The following is a 20,473-nucleotide window of genomic DNA, read 5'->3' as shown; positions in this document are numbered from 1 at the left end:
GGATTACCTCCTTGCTTCTACGAACCATTTGCCGTCTTCATCGTACAGAAAAGTTTCCTTTCCGCAGATTGAGACAGTATATCGGATGCCATAACCGCCAACTTTGAGAGATGAGGCTTGGCATTTGTGTTTAAGCCGGTCGATCTCATAGATATGGCCATCTTCCCAACGGATCATGCGCGGTTGTATGCCTCCGTCCTTGTCTACATCAATGTTGACGGAAACATAAACCTTCCTGCACTGCGGCTGCATAGTTATCCTCCTATCTTTTGCTCAGTTCGTTCATAAAAAAGTTTCACTAAATGCGAACATTTCTTTCATGTCCTATTGACACACATCCTGTTCGTGTGGTAGCATAAATACGAACATTTCATTCGTGTAGGCTCATTGTAATTGAACAGTTTGTTCGCGTCAACAGGTAATGCGAAATTTCTGTTCGTGTTCACAGATAAAAAATTAGGAGAGGTGTCTTATGGGATTCAAGGAGAAGCTGAAAGAAAAAAGAGTGGAGGCAAATCTCACTCAGGTTCAACTTGCTGAAAAAATCTCCGTTACTGCAAGAACGATCCAGAATTATGAGCTTGGCACTCGAAAGCCAACGAAGTATGCGATTGTTGAACAGCTTGCCGCTGCGCTCAATACAACAGCGGAATATCTGTTCGGTCAGTCCGGGATGCTTGTGCTTGATGCCCAAGAGAAGGGCGGCTCAAAAGCGGCGAAGGATATTGATGAGCTAGTCGGTGAAGTGACCGGCATGTTTGCCGGCGGTCATCTTGATGACGAGTCGCTGGACGGAGCTATGAAAGCTCTGAATGATGCGTACTGGATTGCAAAAGAAAAGAACAAGAAGTACACGCCAAAGAAATACCGCAGAGAGGAAGAAAAAGGCGAAAAACAATAAGTCCGTTTTCTGGGACACCCCATCTGCTACACTGATATATGAAACGTGAAAGGTGGTTGGGCGATGAGTTCTAATTATTTATCAAAAGTCGGCAGCTCTCTCGTGAAGAGATGCGAGACGCGAGATCCGTTTCGGATTGCAGACGAGCTCGGCGTTGAAGTCCTCTTCTGTGAAGACTTCGGACGCTTGAAAGGTATGTACCGTGTCATCAAACGAAATCGCTTTATACTTCTGAATAAGGACATGAGCGACAGAATGATGCGAATTGTTTGCGCTCATGAGCTTGGACATGACCAGTTGCACCGCAATCTGGCAAAAGGCAGCGCAATCCGTGAATTCATGCTCTACGATATGACAACGAAGCCGGAATACGAAGCAAACATCGTTGCGGCAGAGATCCTTTTGGATAACGATGAGATGCTGGATTACATATACACCTACCATTACTCTGCCGAACAGATAGCGAGGCAGATGCACACAGACATTAACTTGGTTGCTCTGAAAATTGCTCACCTTGCAGAAATGGGATACGACCTCAGACCGATTGAACATCGCAGTGATTTTTTGAAATAAAGGAGTGCCGATGATCAGAAGAGAGATAATGACAGACTTTTTGAAAAAGGCTGTTCTTCCCATAGTGATCGCGCTGCTGCTGTTCTCCATTTTCAGCCGGATATTTACCGAGAACGGAGCAAGAGACTACTTCCTGATCTGGCTGGCTTGCGGCGTTCCGTTTGGCATCGGAAAGATGTTTACACTAATCCCGATAGGGTTTGACATTGCCGGAACGGTTGGAATCGTAGCGTTGAACGTCATTCTCGGCGGGCTGATCGGCGGCGTGATTCTGATTTGGAGACTGGCTGTTGCTGTTTGGTATATTCCGTTGTCCATTTACCGGTTTGCCACGGCATAATTGGTGGAGGATTACTTATGTTTTTATTCTTTCCCTATGATGAAGAGTTTCATTTTGACAGCGACCACATAGACAAAACGAGTGGCATTGAAGACCTTGGTTTTCGTGTGAACGATTATAACTATCTTCGCAGTCTCGGCTTCTCCACGGTGGGGCAGCTTCTTGAGAAGGACGGCTGGTTTTATTTCAATCTTCCCCGGCACAGTCTGAGAAAATTTGAACGCTTCATCAGGAGACTCGATACGCTCGGATTCAGAGTTAAAGATGCAAGTGCAGAGCAGTATCCGGACTTAGAGCAATACTTTGAAATGTTTCGGCAAGCCGAGGCAATAGAATCTGCTGCCGAGATGGAACGGCTGAGGCGCGAAGACAGAGCAGACCGGAGACGGCAAAGGAGACTGGCTGCGCTGGCGCAGACGAATACCTGATCTATGAGAGGACGATTTAGTCATGTCAAAATATGAGCCGCTGTGGAGGTTCTTGCAGAGCGACGGAAGTGAGCTCCTGCAACTGTCATTTGAACGCATTGAGGAAGTGATCGGCTTTGAGATCGACCATTCCTTCCTGACATACAAAAAAGAAGCTGCAAACTACGGATATTCGGTGGACGGCATCTCAATGAAAAACCGTACCGTAGACTTCCGCAGAATTACAGCTTGACGGAGGATGAGCTATGCCGCTTGAGATAGTCCGCAATGACATCACAAAAATGAGGGTAGACGCAATCGTAAACGCTGCCAACAAATCGCTTCTCGGCGGAGGCGGTGTTGACGGCTGCATTCACCGTGCCGCCGGTCCTGAACTGCTGGCAGAATGCCGGACGCTGGGCGGCTGCGAAACAGGAAGTGCAAAGATCACGAAAGCCTATAAGCTGCCCTGTAAGTATGTGATCCACGCGGTGGGTCCGCGCTGGCAGGACGGCGGACACGGCGAGAAAGATAAACTGACCTCCTGCTACAAGACTTCGCTTGACTTGGCAAAGGGAAACGGATGCGAGTCCGTTGCCTTCCCCCTTATCTCTTCCGGCATTTACGGATACCCGAAGGATCAGGCGTTGAAGGTCGCCATTGATACAATCAGCGAATTTCTCTTTGAAAACGACATGACGGTCTATATCGTCATCTTTGACCGGAAAGCTTATCAGATCGGCGAGAAGCTGTTTTCCGACATTGAGGAATACATAGACGACAATTACGCAGAGGAACATACCGACAATATAAGAGAGCGTCGGCGCAGGCTGAATCTCATCGAAGAGGACGCTGCTCTCGATGTTGAAAACCGGCTCGAAGCGATGCCGATGATGGCATCGAAAGCATCCGCGCCGGGTTCAAGTCTGGATGACGCCATGAAGCAGATCGATGAAAGCTTTTCTCAGATGCTTCTTCGGAAGATTGATGAAGAGAAGCTGACAGACGCCGAATGCTATAAAAAAGCCAATATCGACCGGAAGCTTTTCTCGAAGATCAGGAGCGATGTTCACTACAAGCCGAGCAAGGTGACGGCGCTTGCCTTCGCCATCGCGCTTGAGCTGCCGCTGGATGAAACGAAGGATATGCTGATGAAAGCCGGATATGCCCTCTCTCACAGCAGCAAGTTCGACATTATCATTGAGTTCTTTATTCAAAGCGGTAACTACAACGTCTTTGAGATCAACGAGGCGCTGTTTGCTTTTGACCAGAGCTTGTTGGGAGCGTAAGAGCTATGACAAACTATCTAACCGGAATACGGCTGAGAGAGATGCCGCCAGAATCGTCATACCTATCTTCTTTACCTGTGGTACGGTTTCTGAATTCCATAGAGCAGCTTAATTTTACGAAACCGGTCACGTTTCTTGTCGGTGAGAACGGTACGGGTAAATCTACTATTCTTGAAGCAATTGCTGTCGCAATGGGCTTTAATGCCGAAGGAGGCTCACGAGATTTTTCTTTTTCCACAAAGCAGTCTCATTCGGAGTTGTACCAATTCATTACAACGATTAAGACGGTCGCACCAAAAGATGGTTTTTTCCTCAGAGCCGAGAGCTTTTACAATACTGCAAGTTATCTTGATGAAAACAGTACAATGCTGCGATATGGCGGAGTATCTTTTCATGAACAGTCGCATGGTGAGGCTTTCCTTTCTTTGATTTCAAACAGATTTGAAGGAAAAGGGTTGTACTTGCTTGACGAGCCAGAAGCAGCTCTGTCGCCCCAAAAGTTGATGTCCCTTATCATAGCTATAAATGATCTTGTGGAAAACAATTCTCAATACATAATTGCATCCCATTCGCCAATTGTGATGGCATATCCGAAAGCAGAGATTCTGCAATTCTCAGATACAGGAATTCAGCAAGTTTTATACAAAGAGACAGAGCATTATCAGATCACAAAACAGTTCATAGACCGTCCTGAGCAAATGATGAAGTATTTACTTAATGAGTGACCTGTAACAACACTTTTGAAAAGGAGATGATCGGAGCATGGAAAACCGTACATACATCGCCATTGACCTGAAAAGCTTCTATGCTTCGGTCGAGTGCATTGAGCGCGGGCTTGATCCGCTCGGCGCTAACCTCGTTGTGGCGGACGCAAGCAGGACCGAAAAGACGATCTGCCTTGCTGTTTCTCCTTCGCTCAAGGCGCACGGAATATCAGGACGCGCAAGGCTGTTCGAGGTTGTGCAGAGGGTCAAGGAAGTCAACGCGGAGCGTTTGAGGAAAGCGCCCGGCCATAAGTTTACAGGTTTCTCTTACTACGCCGCAGAATTGAAAGAGTCGCCGGAGCTTTCTCTCGATTATGTGATAGCGCCACCGCAGATGGCGCATTACATGGAATGCAGCACAAAGATATATCAGGTCTATCTCAACTATGTTGCGCCGGAGGATATTCACGTCTACTCCATTGATGAGGTGTTCATTGATGCGACGAGCTATCTCAGAACATACCACCTGACTGCCCGTGAGTTTGCGATGAAGATGATCATGGATGTGCTCAACAGGACCGGTATCACTGCAACAGCCGGGATCGGCACGAATTTATACCTCTGTAAGATCGCAATGGATATTGAAGCGAAGCATCTTCAAGCCGATAAAAACGGCGTCAGGATCGCCGAGCTTGATGAAATGAGCTACCGGACGTCTCTTTGGTCGCATCGTCCTTTGACCGATTTTTGGCGGGTCGGCAGCGGCTATGCAAAAAAACTGGAAGCCAACGGAATGTTTACCATGGGCGATGTCGCGCGGCGGTCTGTGACCGATGAAGGGACGCTGTATAAGCTCTTCGGCATCAATGCCGAGCTGCTGATCGATCATGCGTGGGGTTGGGAGCCCTGTACGATCGCGGAGATAAAGGCGTACAGGCCGAGCACAAACAGCATCAGCTCCGGGCAGGTGCTTCACTGCCCTTATTCGTTTGAAAAAGCGAAGCTGATCACGCGAGAGATGGCGGACATGCTTGCGCTTGATCTGGTGGATAAAGGGCTGGTGACAGATCAAATCGTTCTGACCATTGGCTTTGATATTGAGAACCTGAGAGATCCTGCTATCAGAGGGCAGTATCACGGGGCGGTCACGACAGACCATTACGGACGTGAAGTTCCGAAGCACGCTCACGGAACGGGAAATCTCGGAAGACACACATCCTCTGCGAAGAGAATCATGGAAGCCGCATCGAAACTGTTTGACAGTATTGTAGATAGGAATCTGCTGATCCGACGCATCAACGTGACCGCAAACCATGTCATAGAGGAAGCTGCCATGCCTAAGGAGCCGGAAGCCGAGCAGCTTGACCTTTTCACCGATTACGCGGAGGATGACGCCAAACGAAAAGCGGAGGAAACCGAGCTTGAGCGCGAGAGAACCATGCAGCTTGCTATGCTGACCATCAAAAAGCGATACGGCAAAAACGCGATCCTCAAAGGGATGAACTTTGAGGAAGGCGCAACGGCAAAAGACCGGAACAGCCAGATCGGAGGTCATAAGGCATGACGGATCAATATGATGACATCGTCCATTTGCCTCACCATGTTTCTTCGACCAGACCGCGCATGTCTGCCATTGACAGGGCGGCTCAGTTTTCTCCATTCGCTGCGCTGACCGGATACGATACCTCGATCAAAGAGAGCGCGCGTCTGACCGACGCAAGAATAGAGCTTGACGACAGCCAGAAGGAAGAGATCGGCGAAAAGCTGAGGCTTGTGACCGGACAGCCTGATGCTGAAACAAAGATAACCTACTTCCTCCCAGATACAAAGAAGACCGGCGGCAAGTATGTCCTTGCAGCCGGTACCGTGAAAAAAGTGGACGAGTATGAGCGTATGATCATCATGGGTGACGGAAAGCAGATCCCGATAGATGAGGTCATTGATGTTGACTGTGATGTCTTCGGCGAGCCTTGCTAATTGTCGCTTTCCATGCGACCAAAGAAAATTCAATATCTCCTATAATGTGGCTGTAAGGTAAAGAAACCGGACAGCCACATTTTATACGGAGGATTTGAAAATGAAGAAGAACTTAACCGAGATCGTGTTCATCCTTGATCGCAGCGGTTCCATGAGCGGACTGGAATCCGACACCATAGGCGGCTTCAATTCCATGATCGAAAAGCAGAAGAAAGCTGACGGCGACGCGATGATCTCCACCGTCCTGTTCGACAACGTAAGTGAGGTAATCCATGACCGTGTGAATGTGAAAGACATTCCGCCGATGACGGATAAGGAGTATTCTGTCCGTGGCTGCACGGCGCTTCTGGACGCAATCGGCGGAGCTATACATCACATCGGGAACATCCACAAGTATGCCCGCAAGGAGGATGTGCCGGAGCATACGCTGTTCGTCATCACCACCGATGGAATGGAGAACGCAAGTCACCGTTATACCAGCGATAAGGTAAAGCAGATGATCGAAAAAGAAAAGAGCAAATACGGCTGGGAGTTTCTGTTTCTCGGCGCGAATATCGACGCTGTTGAGACGGCAAAGCACTTTGGCATCGGGGCTGATCGGGCAGTCAACTATCACAGTGATCACGAGGGAACGCAGCTCAATTACGAAGTGGTCAGTGAAGCTATCTGTTCCGTCAGATGCAGCCGTCCACTCGGCAAGGCATGGAAGCAGCGTATTGACGAGGATTACGAAAGCAGAAAGAAATAAGGCTTTTATCGGAAAGGCGCTCAGAAATGGGCGTCTTTTTTATGTTCCATGTCAAAAAACTGCTCCGAAATGTCCGTTGTAAGATGAAGAGGAATTACGAGGAGAACCCCGCGCAGGAATACGATTTAGACGAATAGCAAGCAAATCCGGTGTAGCCACACACGGAAATTTTTGATTTAGGATACCTCCCCTAAATCGAAATAATCAGCTTGTTGGGATTCCCCAAACCCCTTCAAATTACGACGAAAGGACAGACAAGCATGGCAAACAGGACAAGGCCAATAATCATTCGATTTGCGGTAAGTGAGTATGAAAAAGAACTCATTGAAAACAAGATGGCGATCATGAAAACCCACAACATGGGTGCTTATCTTCGGAAAATGGCGATTGATGGGTACATCATTCAGGTCGACTACACGGAGCAGAAAAAGCTCGCGGCTGCGGTCAACAAGATCGGCGCAAACTTCAACCAAATATGCAAGCGCGTCAACTCCACCGGACACTGCTACGAGGAAGACCTTGCCGAGATGAAGGAGCTGATGAAGCAGATATGGCAATTACTAAAATCAAACCAATCAGAGGAACTATAAGCAAGGCTCTTGCATACATCGAAAACCCGGACAAAACTGACGAGAAACTGCTTGTCTCTTCCTTCGGATGCTCCATAGAAACAGCGGCAAAGGAATTCGAGTGGACGCGCAGGATCGCCGAACAGCAGGGCATGAATCCGACAAAGATTATTGCGCGGCACATGATTCAGTCCTTCGCGGTCGGAGAAGTCTCGCCGGAGCTTGCTCATGAAATCGGGCAGCAATTTGCCGACGAAGTTCTGCAAGGAAAATACGAGTATGTTCTTGCAACGCACATCGACAAGGGTCATGTTCATAATCATATCATCTTCAATGCCGTCAACTTTGTAGACTACCACGCATACAAGAGCTATAAAAAGATTTACTACGAAACGCAGGAAATCAGCGACCGTCTTTGCAAAGAAAACGGGCTGTCGGTGATCCCTCCCAGCCAGAGCAAAGGCAAGAGCTACAAGGAATATACCGAGGCTAAGAACGGGACGAGCTGGAAACAAAAACTCAAGATGACCATTGACCGGATCGTCATCACAGCATCCGGCTACGAAGACTTCCTGACGCTGATGGAAGAAGCCGGGTATGAAATAAAACCCGGCAAATACATCTCCTTCCGTGCCGCCGGTCAGGAGAGGTTCACCCGCGCAAAAACAATCGGGGACAACTACACAGAAGAGCGGATCAAAGAGCGTATTAAGGGCAGAAGCGCACGGCGTATTGCGTCCCGTCGGGACAGCAAGGGCATCAGCCTTATCATTGATATTCAGAACTGTTTAAGGGCTCAGGAGAGCAAAGGCTACGAGCATTGGGCTAAGATAAACAACCTCAAGCAAGCGTCGGCAACGCTCAATTATCTGACAGAAAATAATCTCCTGAAATATGCGGACCTTGAAGCAAGAAGGGCTGACCTGACAAGCTCATATCAGAAGACCGGCAGCGATCTAAAGAAACTCGAAAAACGATTGAAGCAAGTGCAGCTTCTCATCAAGCACATCAGCCAGTATCAGCGCACCAAGCCGGTGTATGACCAATACCGCAAGGCGAAAAAGCGGGATGAGTATTTCAAGCAGCATTCCGCCGACATCACGATCTATGAGGCGTCCCGTGATACTCTCAAGGCAATGCAGACGGACGATAAACTTCCCAGCCTGTCTTCCCTTGTCTCAGAGCAGGAGCGACTTGTTCAAGAGCAGCAGCGGCTCTATAATGAACGACACAAGCTGGACAAGGATAGAAAGAAAACTGAGACGATGAAAAGGAATGTAGACAGCATCCTCGGTATCGGTCAGGATCGCATGGAAGCTGACCAAGAAGTTGTCAAGGACAATAACAGAGAATAAAAAAACAGACCGCCGAAACCGGTTAATGGCTTCGGCGGTTTGCGTGTTTCAGCTTTCTTATTTTCTGAGATTGCCGTCTCTGCGCATGGTTGCCTTCGTGGACTCCATCATGTCTTTCAATGATTAACGGACTGTGCAGCGAAGATTCGGTGCAGAAAGCATACTGAAAAAGCATTCCCTGTGAAGGAGACCTTCTGATGCCGGAAGAGTTTATCGCTTACACTGCAAAGATAGTAAAAAGCAAATGCGAGACAAATAGTGACATGGGGAGTCATCGAGAAATGGCTTCCTAATGTTTGCGATTATATTTTTGTTGTCTCTGATATTTCGGCGAGCTTTGATATTTTATTAGCGTAATCAATTGTAAACAGGGCGTTTTTGTGATATAATTTCCTTTAGTGTTTTGCCACTACTTTTTTACGAGGTGAAGATCATGAAAGCAAGCTACAAAAAGCTCTTTAGAATACTCGTTGATAAGGATATGAGCAAGGTCGATCTTCGCAAGGAAACCGGCTTATCCTCAAATACTATGACAAAAATCCGCAGGGGCGAGTATGTGTCGATGGAAGCCTTAAATAAAATCTGTGTTGTTTTGAATTGCAACATCGGAGACATCGTTGAATTCGTTGAAGACGATGCCGAGTGAGTCCTGTTTTTGGGACTTAATTGCTGATATGATATGTTTGGGATTAGATATAGAATGCGCCCAAACGATCACGGAAAGGAGCAGGTATGGACTTCAAAAAGTCATCGTCTATAACGAGTGAAATGTTGATTCACAAACCGAATGGTATTCCGATAGTCTTATGTTCTTCTGCTCCGCGGGTAATGAGAAAGCTCAGTGAAGCAGGGTACATTTCGCTTAGTCTAAACAAAGAAGTCTCTTCTGCATTATTGAAGTTCAGCGTTGATGACCGACCGTCAAAAGTGCTGGATGTCATTCAAAACCTGCTGGAAGAAACAGCCGCGTCGGTCATCGTCACCGACTTTGAGATGCTGTTTGACCCACGTTATAAGCTCGATGTTCTCAAGGCGTTTTGCGAAGCAGCCAGGACGAAAAATATTGCCGTGAAATGGTGTGGCTCGGTTACGGAAGACAGCCTGTGTTTTTCCGAGCCTCAATACCCCGATTATCACAACTATAAAATTGAACGATACACACTCATCTGTGTCAAATAGGAGGAAGCTCAATGAAATACGCCGACTTAATTAGCTTTAACCCAATAGAGAGCATTATCCAACTTACATCAGCTAACGATGTGGACAAGGAGGCAGAACTTGTCCGCAGCTATGTCATGTCCGATGATATGGCAGATAAGCTAAAAAACAACATGCTTTCTCAGCTCCGGCTTGATGAAGTGGTTGACAACAAGGGCGTCCTTCTTGTCGGTAACTACGGCACTGGTAAATCACACTTGATGTCCCTTATCTCTGCCGTTGCCCGTGATAGCTCTTACTTGAATAGCGTCCAGAACAAGCGGTTTGCTTCTGATGCTACTTGCATTGCCGGTAAGTTTGAAGTTCTCAGAATTGAGATCGGCGCGGTACAGATGTCTCTTCGTAATATTATTTTGAATAAAGTACAGCAGGACTTCAAGGATCGTGGTCTGTCTTTCTCTTTCCCCGACGAACGAGACATCATCACAAACAAAGAAGTCCTTTTGAATATGATGGAGATTTTCGCCAGCAAATATGCTGATCGCGGATACCTCATTGTTGTCGATGAGTTCCTTGATTATCTCGGTGGCAGAAAGGAACAGGAAGTCAAGCTTGACCTTGGGTTCATGCGAGAGTTGGGCGAGATTATCAAGAGTTCGCGTCTGAGAGTCATCTTCGGCGTTCAGGAAAAGCTCTTTGACAATCCTAACTTTGCTTTTGTTTCTCAGACGCTCAACCGCGTCAAGGACCGTTTTGAGCAAGTGATCATCCGCAAGGAAGACACTGCCTATGTTGTTTCGGAAAGAATCCTCAAGAAGACGCCGGAGCAAAAGGCGCTCATCCGCGAACACTTGCAGAAGTTTTGCAGCCTTTACTCCAACATGTCGGAGCGCATGGAAGAGTATGTTGACTTGTTCCCGATCCATCCTTCTTACATAGACGTTTTCAATAAAATCTATATCATTGAGAACCGCCACATTCTCAAGAACATCTCGGAGATCATCCGCCGTATTATCGACGAGGAAGTAACCTCCGATGCACCCGGCGTCATCTCTTTTGATACCTACTGGGGCTTCATCAAGGAAAACCTTGCGCTGAGAACCGACGCGAACATCAAGGAAGTCGTTGATAAGAGCGAGATGCTGGAAGACATCGTAAACCGCGCCTTCCCGAAGAAGCTCTACAAATCTCTTGCCATTCAGATTATCAATGCTTTGAGCGTTCACCGCCTGACCACCGGCGACATCAGTATTCGTGCCGGACTGACTGCGGAAAACCTGAGAGACGATCTTTGCCTTTACTTGAAAGGAATGCCTGACCAAAGCTCAGATACTCTGCAATCTATCATTCAGATTACCTTGAAGGACGTCATGACCACTGTAAGCGGTCAGTTCATCGAGCACAACGCAGAGAATGGTCAGTATTATCTTGATCTCAAGAAGGACATTGATTACGACGAGAAGATCATGCAGAGAGCCGCTGTCATGGACGATGACCGGCTGAACAATTACTTCTACGACGTTGTTTATTACTGCTTGGAGTGGGACGCCAAAGAGCATGTCACCAACTTCAAGATTTATGAGCATACTCTGAACTGGGCGTCTCACAGCATCTTCCGCAGAGGATACCTATTCCTCGGAACGCCGGAGAACCGCCCTACCGCGCAGCCTCCCGAAGACTACTACATCTACTTTCTCCCTCCCTTTGGCAACGAATCTTATACCGACGAGCATAAGGCTGACGAGGTGTTCTTTGCATTCAAGCAGAGTGAGGAATTCAAGAACAATCTTCGTCTCTATGCTGCCGCGCTCATGATGAAGGAGCTTGCAGAGGAAAAGAACAAGGGCGCCTACAGTTCAAAAGCAGATGGCTTCAAAAAGAAGCTTACCCGGTATCTCAGCGAAAACAAGAATACCTGCTTTGAAGTCACATACAAAGGCGAAAAGAAGCAGCTTCTTGAAGTCATGAAGGGGCAGTATAAGGCTTCCAATCCGTTCAAGGAGACTATGGACTTAGTATCCTCCATCTGCCTTGACGGATGGTTCAGCGAAAAGTATCCGCTGTATCCTCACTTCAAGACGCAGATCACCCTCAAAAATATGGCTGAGACGCTTCGTGCCGGTTTTGACCGCTATGCCGGACGTAAGAGTCAACAGGCAAACGCATTGCTTGAAAGCTTTGGCTTGCTGGAAGGCGACAAGATTACCGTCGCCAACTCGAAGTATGCTCAGTATTACATCAAGGAGCTGAACAAGCTTCCCGCGGGTGCTGTCATCAATTTCAGCGACATCTACGAGGAAACCTTTGAAGGTTATGTAGATAAGCAGTTCAAGCTCAGCTATGCCATCATGCCCGTTGTTCTTCTGTCACTTGTTTATTCCGGCAACGCAGTGATCGCTTTGAAGAACGGCTCTTCTATCACGGCGTCCGACCTTGACAACATTCCGAAAACCAGTGTGATGGACATCTATGAATTCAAATATGTCTCCAAACCGAAGGACGTGCAGCTTGCCGAGCTGATCCATCTGTTTGAGATTCTTGAACTGCCCACCGGTCTAATCAACAATCCGGCGCAGCGTGAAGCCGGGCTGGAACAGCTCCTTGCAAAGACAAAAGACATTGTGAATCTCGCTGTGAAAGCGGCCAGCCGTCTCAATGGGGACTTTGAGCTTTGGGGCGAGCCGCTGATCGCAGAACACATTGCATCTAAATACAGAGAGTCCGGCAAGCGCGTTCTCGACATGTTCAGCAACTTCGCCACACGATTCAACACGGTTGCGAAGCTCCCCAACTTCACATACACGAAGGCGCAGATCGACCAGATCGCCGATGACATTCAGAACGTTAAGGTCGTTTTGGAGTATGACACATTCAAATCCGAATGCGCTGCCGATGTGACCTACATCATGAGCATAGAGACGATGAATCTCGGCAACACCATGAAGGATGAAATTGAAACCGCTAAGGATAGCTTCCGTCAGATCAGAGATGACATCCCAGAAGAAATGAGCGGTGACGATGCTGCTGCTGACGTAAAAGATGTGCTTTCCAAAATCAAGGCACATTACATAGACATCTACTTTGAGGAACACAGCAAAAAGCGCCTCGGCGTTGCTGATGGCAAACGCAAAGGCGAGATCATCAGTTCCGCTAAACTGGCTAATCTGAAAAGGCTGAAAACACTCAGCATCTTCTCCGCCGCAAAGATTGACATGCTTGAAAAAGACCTTGCCGGATTGAAGATATGCTATGAGCTGACACCAGATATGCTCAAGACAACACACTTCTGTACCAAGTGTAACTTCCTCATGGGCGAAAATGAAGTCCCTGTCAAGGGAAAGCTGGACGCCATCGAGGATCGCATTGACGCGCTTACGGACGAATGGACAACGACGCTTTATAACACGCTTTCCGATCCTATTCTGGAAGCGCAGATGAAATACCTCAGCTCCCAGCAGCGCACCGTGATCGACACCTTCATCAAAACCAAGGCCCTGCCAGAAAAGGTTGATACATTCTTCGTAGAAGCCGTCAACACGTTGCTCGAAGGCTTTGAACCGGTATCTATCCCAGCCGATGAGCTAATTGACAAGCTGGATGCGCTCGGCCCGTGCGACGTGGTAACCTTCAAAAGCCGCATGAACGATGTTCTCAGTGCCTACACAAAGGGCAAGGATGCGGAGAAGCTTCGCATTGTCGTTAAGAGATAAGGAGACAAAGACATGGAAAGAAGAAAGCTGACCAAAGAGGACATTGATAAGGTCCGCGATATTGAAGGCTTCCCCATCGGCAAGGATGAGGACATCATTGCGCTGTCCGATGCACCTAATTATACGGCTTGTCCGAACCCGTTTATTGCTGATTTCATCAAGGAAAACGGAAAGCCTTACGATGAGGCAACGGACGATTATCACAGAGAGCCTTTTGCTGCTGATGTAAGTGAAGGTAAGAACGATGCAATCTACAATGCTCACAGCTATCATACAAAAGTTCCATATAAGGCTATTATGCGTTACATTCTCCACTATACTCAACCTGGCGCGATTGTTTTTGATGGATTCTGTGGCACAGGTATGACGGGTGTTGCTGCTCAAAAATGTGGACATCCTGATGAAGACTTTAGAGCAGTAATTGAGGCTGATAACAAGAATATAATCTGGGGGCAGCGAAAAGCAGTACTCAACGATATTGCCGTGGCGGCTACATATATTGCTCATAATCACAATGATGGATTCGATATCGATGATTTTTCTAAAGAAGCTGACCGCGTGTTGCAGGCATGTGAAGAACAATACAAATGGGTTTATGCAACGGCAAAGCCAAAAGAAGCACCATCCACGTTGTTTGAAAAGGATAGTATTGGCGAAATCACGAACACTGTTTGGTCTTCCGTCCTCATATGCCCGCATTGCGGTTGCGATGTAGTGTTTTTCACGTATGGCGTTGACGAAAATGGGAAAGTAAAGAGTAAGTTTAACTGTCCGCATTGCCATGTCGAAATATCTAAATCACAGGCGCAGAGGAAAGAAGAAACATACTATGATGAATTAACAAAGCAGAATGTAACTCGTGCTTGTCAAGTCCCAGTGTTCAAGCTTGTTCGCTATAATGGAAAAAAGTACGAAGAAGAGCTTGATGCTAATGATTATTCTGTTTTGCAAAAAATAGACGGGATTTCTCTACTCAATCAACATATTCCCACAGCAAAAATGATGTTCAAAGATGGGAAATGGGGAGATATTTTCAGAAGTGGTTACCATAAGGGCTTTTCATATGCGCATCATTTTTATACAAAACGCAACCTATTGGTTTTGAGTGAGCTATACAATCAGATACAGCTTTGCAGTCATGATCGCACAAGGCAAGCTTTGATGTTTGCATTTACCGGATGTATGTCGCGTCTTAATCGAACAAACAAATGGCTCCCGTCTTTGAAAATGGCTCCCGGTCCAATCACTGGCATGCTCTATATTCCTTCACTCTATCCTGAACTGAATGTATTTAATGGATTTCGCAACAAGGTTGACGACATTAAGAAATTCTATTATGCCTCAGAATTTGGACAGGGTAACACAATCATTACCACCCAAAGTAGCGATGCCATGCCAAACATCCCTCCTAATACTATCGACTATATTTTCATTGATCCTCCTTTTGGAGATAACATCATGTATTCGGAAAGCAATTTCTTGTGGGAAGTATGGTTGAAAGTTTACACAAATTCTCAAGATGAAGCAATTATTAGTACAAGTCAGCACAAAGCGTTAGTTGACTACCAAAAACTTGTTGAGCGGTGTTTCAAAGAGTTTTATAGAATCCTAAAACCTAACAGATGGATGACAATAGAATTTCACAACTCGAAAAATGCTGTTTGGAATGCAATACAGCAAGCTTTACTCCAAGCAGGCTTTATAATCGCCGATGTTAGAACGCTCGATAAACAACAAGGTAGTTTTAAGCAAGTCACTACCACCGGTGCAGTAAAACAAGATTTGGTAATTTCTGCATATAAGCCGCAAGAAAGCTTTACAAAAGCATTTTTGGCCAAAGCCGGGACAAAGGATACTGCATGGGAATTTGTACGTCAGCACCTTGAAAAATTGCCAGTTGTAGTAAGCAAAAGTGGGAAAATCGAATTGATTGTAGAAAGGCAAGCCTTTTTGCTATATGATCGCATGGTTGCATATCACATAATGAATGGGATTACAGTTCCACTTGATGCCACAGAGTTTTATCGCGGGCTTGATGAAAAATTTCTAACACGAGATGGCATGTACTTCCTTACCGATCAGGTCAACGAATACGATACTGCCCGCATTAAGAATGATGTTGAGCCAATTCAGTTTCAGCTTTTCGTAACTAATGAGAAATCCGCCATTGCTTGGCTCTATCAGCAGCTTGAAACACCGCAGACATATCAGACAATTCAACCTGAATTTATGAAAGAGATCAAGTCCATCGACAAGTTTGAGGACATGCCGGAGCTGTCCGTCCTGCTGGAAGAAAACTTCTTGCAGGATGACGAAGGCAAATGGTATATCCCCGATGTGACGAAGGAAGCGGACGTTGCCAAGCTCCGTGAAAAGAAGCTGCTCAAAGAATTTGAAGGCTATCTTGCTACTAAAGGTAAGCTCAAGCTGTTCCGTGCCGAAGCGGTTCGCGTGGGCTTTGCGAAGCTGTGGGCAGATAAGAACTACAAGCTCATCGTAGATACCGCCGAGCGCCTTCCCGAACAGATCATTCAGGAGGATGACAAATTGCTCATGTACTATGACATCAGTTTAGGTCGTGTGTAAGCAGATAAGGAGGGCATCTGATGAAGTTTACCGAGGATAACCTTAATTCATATTCTCAACCGTTAAGCGCAACCGAAGATGAACAATGTAAAAATGCAATACGGATGGTTCGGGATGCCTTGAAGCCGCTGGGATTTACAGACGACGGAAAAGACATTGCTCTACTTCATCCCGATACTTATGCTTACTCCATCAGTTTGCGGTCGAATGACTATAAGCGGAAGATCAAGCTGTTCATTCAGGGTTCTTACGCAAACAATACCAATGTGAGAGCTCAGAGTGACGTTGATATTGCTGTTGTTCAAGAAGAAGTCTTTACTACGGAGTACAGAGGCTCAAGCAGCATGTACCCTCAGTCTGATTCAGACTATAACTTTTCGACTGTACCGCCAGCTCCTAAATCCTTCAAGGATGAAGTGCAGGAATGCTTGGAGAATAAGTTCGGTTCTGATGTGGAACGCAAAAACAAGTCCATAAAAGTACATGGGAACACTTATCGTAAAGACGCGGACACGGTGCCATGTAGAAGATACAGAGACTACAGGAGCGACTACACTAAGAATGAGAGTAACTTCATTGGTGGTATTGTCATCACTCCTGATAGTGGCTGGAGAATAATAAATTATCCCGAACAGCACATTGCCAATGGTCGAGCAAAAAACAATAGCACAAATGGGTATTATAAAAAGTTTGTTCGGATCATGAAAAAAATGCGATTCTTAATGGAAGACAGCTACTACTCAACTTACAAGAGCGCAGCAAGCAGTGTGAGTTCATTCTTGCTGGAATCCTTGCTATGGAATGTTGAAGACCAATGGTATGTTGATAATGGAGTAAAATACCGCAAGGTTTACGTCTTTTACATGCTTATTCAGAAACTAAAGGCGAGTAAGGCGTCTTATAAATCATACAAGGAAGCAAACGATATTAAACCGTTGTGTGCTGATGAAGTATCATACAATAACCTATGTTCGTTTATTGATGCCCTATCATCTTTTTACGAATACGAATAGGAGGACTGCTCTTGGATTCTCATGTAAAGAAACTGATTAAGCCGATCATCCTTGTCGCCGTTGTTATCTTCGTTTTATGCTGTTTCATAAAAAAACCGGTGAGTATTGACGAATATGGTTCCTACATAGGGTACGCCATATCGGGAGTGAGTATCCTGTTCGTGCTATACGAGAGGTTTCTATGGAAGGTTATCCCTTGGAATCGTCCCCCTGTATTAAAAAAGCACTATGATGGAATGATCACGTACTTGTTGAAGAAGGATGTCTCAAGTAAGAAAATCGACATATCAGTAAAGCAAACATGGTTATCTGTTCGCATAACAACAAAAACAGACATAAACTCAAGCAATTCGATCGTTGGTGAGATAATAGATGAGAATGGGGAAAGCGTCTTGTACTACTCATACATCACAAATCCTTCGGCAGTAACTCAAAAGACAAACCCTGTACAATATGGAACTTGCCGGATTGTACTGACTAAGAAATGCGAGAAAATGCAAGGTAAGTATTGGACTACCAGCCAGACTTTAGGTGATATTGAGTGGATTGCGAGTAGGAAAGAGTAACATGTTCAAATTTGGAGATTTCGCTTTTGGCAGTGAAAAAAAGATTGCATTCAAATTGTAGATAATATTGGCGAGCGTCTTCCCAAACAAATCATAAAAAAATGACAAGCCGCTCATGTACTACAATATCAGCTGGGACATGTGTAAACTTATTAAAAGAAGGTGACCTGCTGTGATAGAAAAAATATCGTCAATAAAAGACTTGGCGGTTTTCAAAGATTTTGAATGGGACAAGTCTGTTGTTGATGATGCTGGGCGTCCTTTGTCTTTTGGAATATTGAATATTATTTATGGCAGGAACTACTCTGGTAAAACATCCATTTCCAGAGTGGTTCGAGCCTTTGAAACTCATACACTTCCCCCCAGATATGAGCATCCAAGTTTTGCCCTGACAATGAGCGACGGAACTGTATTGAGTAGCGATGATTTGCAAACACATATTGCTTTTCGCGTCTTTAATGAGGATTTTGTTAGGGCAAATCTTACCTTTATGAGAGATCAAAACGGTGAAATATCTCCGTTTCCTATTCTTGGCGACGACAATGGCATACTGTCTGCCGAGATCAAAGATATAGAAGACGTTCTGGGTAGCAGCCAGCCTGGACGAGAAACTGGATTATACGCCGAATTGGTGAAAGCAAAAGCCGATGCAGCGGAAGCTAAAGCGGCTCTGAAAACAGACGAAGATGCGTTTGACAAGCAGTTATCTGATAAGGCCATCAAGAATCCAGGAGGAATAAAATATCAGTCAAATCGTTTTGGTGATCAAAACTATAACATAACCAAGTTAAAAGAAGAGATTGCAACTGTTATTGCTCCTTCGTATATCGTTTTGACGGATGCACAGGTGGCTTTATTTGAAGCTGAGCTAACGGATGTGGCCAGACCGGAACTGCCACCGTTGCCTAATATTATATTTGATTATGCTTCATTGTGCGATGATACGAGAGAATTGTTAGCTCGAAAAATCGGAGAATCCACAAAAATTCAGGAATTAGTGAATGATTTTGCATTAAACAAATGGGTCGAGGAAGGCTGTAAATTAAATTCCGGCAGAGTAACATGCGCATTTTGCGGCGCTCCAATAACAGACACAAGATGGGAAACACTGAAAGCACATTTTGATGAGGAAACCCAGCAGTTAAAGGCAGACATTTCTACAATGGAAGAACGGCTGAATCAGCTAATAGCTGCGCTTAACAGCCAATTCATTTGGAAGAATGATGATTTGTACACCTCATTTCATAGTAGATTTATTCAGTGCCGTGATAATCATCATACAACTGTGCAATGTATGTGTGATGAAATTGGCAAGATACTCTTACAACTTGAAAAACGGAGAACAGCAATTACAATACCAGCAGACTTCGTTCCGCCTCTTGATCTTTCAACGGACTATGCTGAAACCGTCAAGGCATGTGAAACACTCAGGGGTGAAGCAAACGGATACGGGAAAACCATAGGTAGCAAGCGAGTGCAGTCGCAAAAAGCACTCAGGCTTCATGCTGTCCGTTCTTTCACAGACGAAATAGCTTATTCAGAAAGAACATCTGAAATTTCCAGAAAAATGGAGAATCTTACTGCCAAAAATGCAATTGTAGATGAGATTAGAACAAAGATAACCACATACATAGAGAAAATTGATGAAAAACGAAATCAGATGAACGATGAGGCAAAAGGAGCTGACGCTGTAAACGGGTATCTAAGTTCTCATTTTGGTCATCACGACATTTCTTTACTTCCAATCTCAGATATTTCAGGGAAGACAATCCGCTTTGATGTCGTGCGAAATGGCAAGACAGCTTACAATCTCAGTGAGGGGGAATGCAGTCTTGTAGCATTCTGTTATTTTGTTGCGAAGCTTCATGACACAAGCACTGACGGGAAAAAGCCGATTATTTGGATTGATGATCCAATTAGCAGTCTGGACGATAATCATATCTTTTACTTATTTAGTCTTCTCTCCACCGAGATAATGCAGAAAGGCATTGCTGAACAAACATTTATCTCAACGCATAATTTGGAGTTCCTGAAATATCTTCGTAGACTTGGCAATGTAAAGGCAAAGGAGAAAAAGTATTGGGTTATTGATCGCATCTCGGACCATGCTGTTATCCGCGAAATGCCGAAATATATGCAACAATACGGAACCGAGTTTAACTATCTTTTCTCACGAATATATGAGTGTGCCAAACTTGACTCCGCAGACGACACAAATTACGACGTTATCTATGACTTTGGTAACAATGCGAGAAAGTTTCTTGAAAGCTATTTGTATTTCAAGTACCCATATGAAGACAAGAATGAGTACAACCTTGAAAACCGGCTCAAACTCTTCTTTGCCAACGATGCCACTGCTACCGTTGTGGGTCGGGTAATTAACGAATACTCCCACCTTCAAGGAGCCGTAGAAAAGGCTTTGTGTCCAGTAGACAAAGCGGAGATTATTCGTGTAGCCAATATCATTCTTGAAAAGATAAAGGAAGATCCTGAGCAATATAAGGGATTCCTAAATAGCCTTGGTATAGTAACCGAAACAACAATGCCGCTATTAGACGGAACTGCGGAGGCATAACC

General features: G+C 45.6%; 20 protein-coding genes. 19 read left to right on the top strand and 1 reads right to left on the bottom strand.

Annotated elements, in window-relative coordinates:
• Positions 1 to 3 precede the first annotated feature (3 nt).
• Positions 4 to 252, bottom strand: coding sequence for a hypothetical protein (locus tag ACRQV7_RS01440; protein ID WP_444659142.1), 249 nt, complete (start codon positions 250 to 252; stop codon positions 4 to 6).
• A 220-nt stretch (positions 253 to 472) separates the two neighbouring features.
• Here ACRQV7_RS01440 and ACRQV7_RS01435 point away from each other — a divergent pair, with 220 nt between their 5' ends.
• The 19 genes from ACRQV7_RS01435 to ACRQV7_RS01345 all read left to right on the top strand — a co-directional run bounded on the left by ACRQV7_RS01435 (position 473) and on the right by ACRQV7_RS01345 (position 20,471).
• Positions 473 to 901: a helix-turn-helix transcriptional regulator gene (locus ACRQV7_RS01435; protein WP_444659141.1), complete on the top strand. Its 429-nt coding sequence runs from the start codon at positions 473 to 475 to the stop codon at positions 899 to 901.
• A 63-nt stretch (positions 902 to 964) separates the two neighbouring features.
• Positions 965 to 1,474: an ImmA/IrrE family metallo-endopeptidase gene (locus ACRQV7_RS01430; RefSeq protein ID WP_444659140.1), complete on the top strand. Its 510-nt coding sequence runs from the start codon at positions 965 to 967 to the stop codon at positions 1,472 to 1,474.
• Between the two features lie 10 nt (positions 1,475 to 1,484).
• Positions 1,485 to 1,814, top strand: coding sequence for a DUF6050 family protein (locus tag ACRQV7_RS01425; RefSeq protein WP_444659139.1), 330 nt, complete (start codon positions 1,485 to 1,487; stop codon positions 1,812 to 1,814).
• A 17-nt stretch (positions 1,815 to 1,831) separates the two neighbouring features.
• Complete coding sequence (locus ACRQV7_RS01420) at positions 1,832 to 2,242, top strand: hypothetical protein (RefSeq protein ID WP_444659138.1); 411 nt, start codon at positions 1,832 to 1,834, stop codon at positions 2,240 to 2,242.
• 22 nt (positions 2,243 to 2,264) lie between these two features.
• On the top strand, positions 2,265 to 2,474 hold the full coding sequence (locus ACRQV7_RS01415; RefSeq protein WP_444659137.1) for a hypothetical protein: 210 nt from the start codon (positions 2,265 to 2,267) through the stop codon (positions 2,472 to 2,474).
• 13 nt (positions 2,475 to 2,487) lie between these two features.
• The gene (locus ACRQV7_RS01410; protein WP_444659136.1) at positions 2,488 to 3,510 is read left to right on the top strand and encodes an O-acetyl-ADP-ribose deacetylase; all 1,023 of its coding nucleotides are present in this window, start codon (positions 2,488 to 2,490) and stop codon (positions 3,508 to 3,510) included.
• Between the two features lie 5 nt (positions 3,511 to 3,515).
• Positions 3,516 to 4,235 (top strand): AAA family ATPase, encoded by a 720-nt coding sequence (locus tag ACRQV7_RS01405; protein ID WP_444659135.1) that lies wholly within the window; start codon positions 3,516 to 3,518, stop codon positions 4,233 to 4,235.
• 37 nt (positions 4,236 to 4,272) lie between these two features.
• Entirely contained in the window at positions 4,273 to 5,778 is a 1,506-nt protein-coding gene (locus ACRQV7_RS01400) for a Y-family DNA polymerase (protein WP_444659134.1), read from the top strand.
• Positions 5,775 to 6,191 (top strand): hypothetical protein, encoded by a 417-nt coding sequence (locus tag ACRQV7_RS01395; protein ID WP_444659133.1) that lies wholly within the window; start codon positions 5,775 to 5,777, stop codon positions 6,189 to 6,191. Before ACRQV7_RS01400 ends, ACRQV7_RS01395 begins: the two co-directional genes overlap by 4 nt.
• Before the next feature lie 100 nt (positions 6,192 to 6,291).
• A complete protein-coding gene (locus ACRQV7_RS01390) occupies positions 6,292 to 6,939 on the top strand; it encodes a vWA domain-containing protein (protein WP_444659132.1) in 648 nt (215 codons plus the stop codon).
• Positions 6,940 to 7,199: 260 nt separating this feature from the next.
• Positions 7,200 to 7,529, top strand: coding sequence for a plasmid mobilization protein (locus ACRQV7_RS01385; RefSeq protein WP_444659131.1), 330 nt, complete (start codon positions 7,200 to 7,202; stop codon positions 7,527 to 7,529).
• A complete protein-coding gene (locus tag ACRQV7_RS01380; protein WP_444659130.1) occupies positions 7,490 to 8,863 on the top strand; it encodes a relaxase/mobilization nuclease domain-containing protein in 1,374 nt (457 codons plus the stop codon). The genes ACRQV7_RS01385 and ACRQV7_RS01380 overlap by 40 nt, the downstream gene beginning before the upstream one ends.
• 433 nt (positions 8,864 to 9,296) lie before the next feature.
• A complete protein-coding gene (locus ACRQV7_RS01375; RefSeq protein WP_444659129.1) occupies positions 9,297 to 9,509 on the top strand; it encodes a helix-turn-helix domain-containing protein in 213 nt (70 codons plus the stop codon).
• An 86-nt stretch (positions 9,510 to 9,595) separates the two neighbouring features.
• Positions 9,596 to 10,042, top strand: coding sequence for a BREX-3 system P-loop-containing protein BrxF (gene brxF, locus ACRQV7_RS01370; protein ID WP_444659128.1), 447 nt, complete (start codon positions 9,596 to 9,598; stop codon positions 10,040 to 10,042).
• A gap of 11 nt (positions 10,043 to 10,053) precedes the next feature.
• Positions 10,054 to 13,731 carry a DUF6079 family protein gene (locus ACRQV7_RS01365; RefSeq protein ID WP_444659127.1) on the top strand — a complete coding sequence of 1,226 codons (3,678 nt, stop codon included), beginning with the start codon at positions 10,054 to 10,056 and terminating at the stop codon, positions 13,729 to 13,731.
• Positions 13,732 to 13,743: 12 nt separating this feature from the next.
• Positions 13,744 to 16,317: a DNA methyltransferase gene (locus ACRQV7_RS01360; RefSeq protein WP_444659126.1), complete on the top strand. Its 2,574-nt coding sequence runs from the start codon at positions 13,744 to 13,746 to the stop codon at positions 16,315 to 16,317.
• Between the two features lie 20 nt (positions 16,318 to 16,337).
• Positions 16,338 to 17,330, top strand: coding sequence for a nucleotidyltransferase domain-containing protein (locus ACRQV7_RS01355; protein ID WP_444659125.1), 993 nt, complete (start codon positions 16,338 to 16,340; stop codon positions 17,328 to 17,330).
• Positions 17,331 to 17,341: 11 nt separating this feature from the next.
• Positions 17,342 to 17,896, top strand: a complete 555-nt coding sequence (locus ACRQV7_RS01350; RefSeq protein WP_444659124.1) for a Cap15 family cyclic dinucleotide receptor domain-containing protein — start codon at positions 17,342 to 17,344, stop codon at positions 17,894 to 17,896.
• A 172-nt stretch (positions 17,897 to 18,068) separates the two neighbouring features.
• Positions 18,069 to 20,471 (top strand): AAA family ATPase, encoded by a 2,403-nt coding sequence (locus tag ACRQV7_RS01345; protein ID WP_444659123.1) that lies wholly within the window; start codon positions 18,069 to 18,071, stop codon positions 20,469 to 20,471.
• The last annotated feature ends 2 nt before the right edge of the window (positions 20,472 to 20,473 follow it).

The sequence above is a fragment of the Caproiciproducens lactatisolvens genome, assembly GCF_052443335.1.
GTDB lineage: Bacteria > Bacillota > Clostridia > Oscillospirales > Acutalibacteraceae > Caproiciproducens.
Note: the sequence above shows the minus strand (reverse complement) of the source record. Positions and strands in the feature narration are given on the sequence as shown.

Excerpts from the sequence above, each read along its gene's own strand:
- ACRQV7_RS01440 (WP_444659142.1), bottom strand. The coding sequence starts at position 252 with ATGCAGCCGCAGTGCAGGAAGGTTTATGTTTCCGTCAACATTGATGTA.
- ACRQV7_RS01435 (WP_444659141.1), top strand. The coding sequence starts at position 473 with ATGGGATTCAAGGAGAAGCTGAAAGAAAAAAGAGTGGAGGCAAATCTC.
- ACRQV7_RS01430 (WP_444659140.1), top strand. The coding sequence starts at position 965 with ATGAGTTCTAATTATTTATCAAAAGTCGGCAGCTCTCTCGTGAAGAGA.
- ACRQV7_RS01425 (WP_444659139.1), top strand. The coding sequence starts at position 1,485 with ATGATCAGAAGAGAGATAATGACAGACTTTTTGAAAAAGGCTGTTCTT.
- ACRQV7_RS01420 (WP_444659138.1), top strand. The coding sequence starts at position 1,832 with ATGTTTTTATTCTTTCCCTATGATGAAGAGTTTCATTTTGACAGCGAC.
- ACRQV7_RS01415 (WP_444659137.1), top strand. The coding sequence starts at position 2,265 with ATGTCAAAATATGAGCCGCTGTGGAGGTTCTTGCAGAGCGACGGAAGT.
- ACRQV7_RS01410 (WP_444659136.1), top strand. The coding sequence starts at position 2,488 with ATGCCGCTTGAGATAGTCCGCAATGACATCACAAAAATGAGGGTAGAC.
- ACRQV7_RS01405 (WP_444659135.1), top strand. The coding sequence starts at position 3,516 with ATGACAAACTATCTAACCGGAATACGGCTGAGAGAGATGCCGCCAGAA.
- ACRQV7_RS01400 (WP_444659134.1), top strand. The coding sequence starts at position 4,273 with ATGGAAAACCGTACATACATCGCCATTGACCTGAAAAGCTTCTATGCT.
- ACRQV7_RS01395 (WP_444659133.1), top strand. The coding sequence starts at position 5,775 with ATGACGGATCAATATGATGACATCGTCCATTTGCCTCACCATGTTTCT.
- ACRQV7_RS01390 (WP_444659132.1), top strand. The coding sequence starts at position 6,292 with ATGAAGAAGAACTTAACCGAGATCGTGTTCATCCTTGATCGCAGCGGT.
- ACRQV7_RS01385 (WP_444659131.1), top strand. The coding sequence starts at position 7,200 with ATGGCAAACAGGACAAGGCCAATAATCATTCGATTTGCGGTAAGTGAG.
- ACRQV7_RS01380 (WP_444659130.1), top strand. The coding sequence starts at position 7,490 with ATGGCAATTACTAAAATCAAACCAATCAGAGGAACTATAAGCAAGGCT.
- ACRQV7_RS01375 (WP_444659129.1), top strand. The coding sequence starts at position 9,297 with ATGAAAGCAAGCTACAAAAAGCTCTTTAGAATACTCGTTGATAAGGAT.
- brxF (WP_444659128.1), top strand. The coding sequence starts at position 9,596 with ATGGACTTCAAAAAGTCATCGTCTATAACGAGTGAAATGTTGATTCAC.
- ACRQV7_RS01365 (WP_444659127.1), top strand. The coding sequence starts at position 10,054 with ATGAAATACGCCGACTTAATTAGCTTTAACCCAATAGAGAGCATTATC.
- ACRQV7_RS01360 (WP_444659126.1), top strand. The coding sequence starts at position 13,744 with ATGGAAAGAAGAAAGCTGACCAAAGAGGACATTGATAAGGTCCGCGAT.
- ACRQV7_RS01355 (WP_444659125.1), top strand. The coding sequence starts at position 16,338 with ATGAAGTTTACCGAGGATAACCTTAATTCATATTCTCAACCGTTAAGC.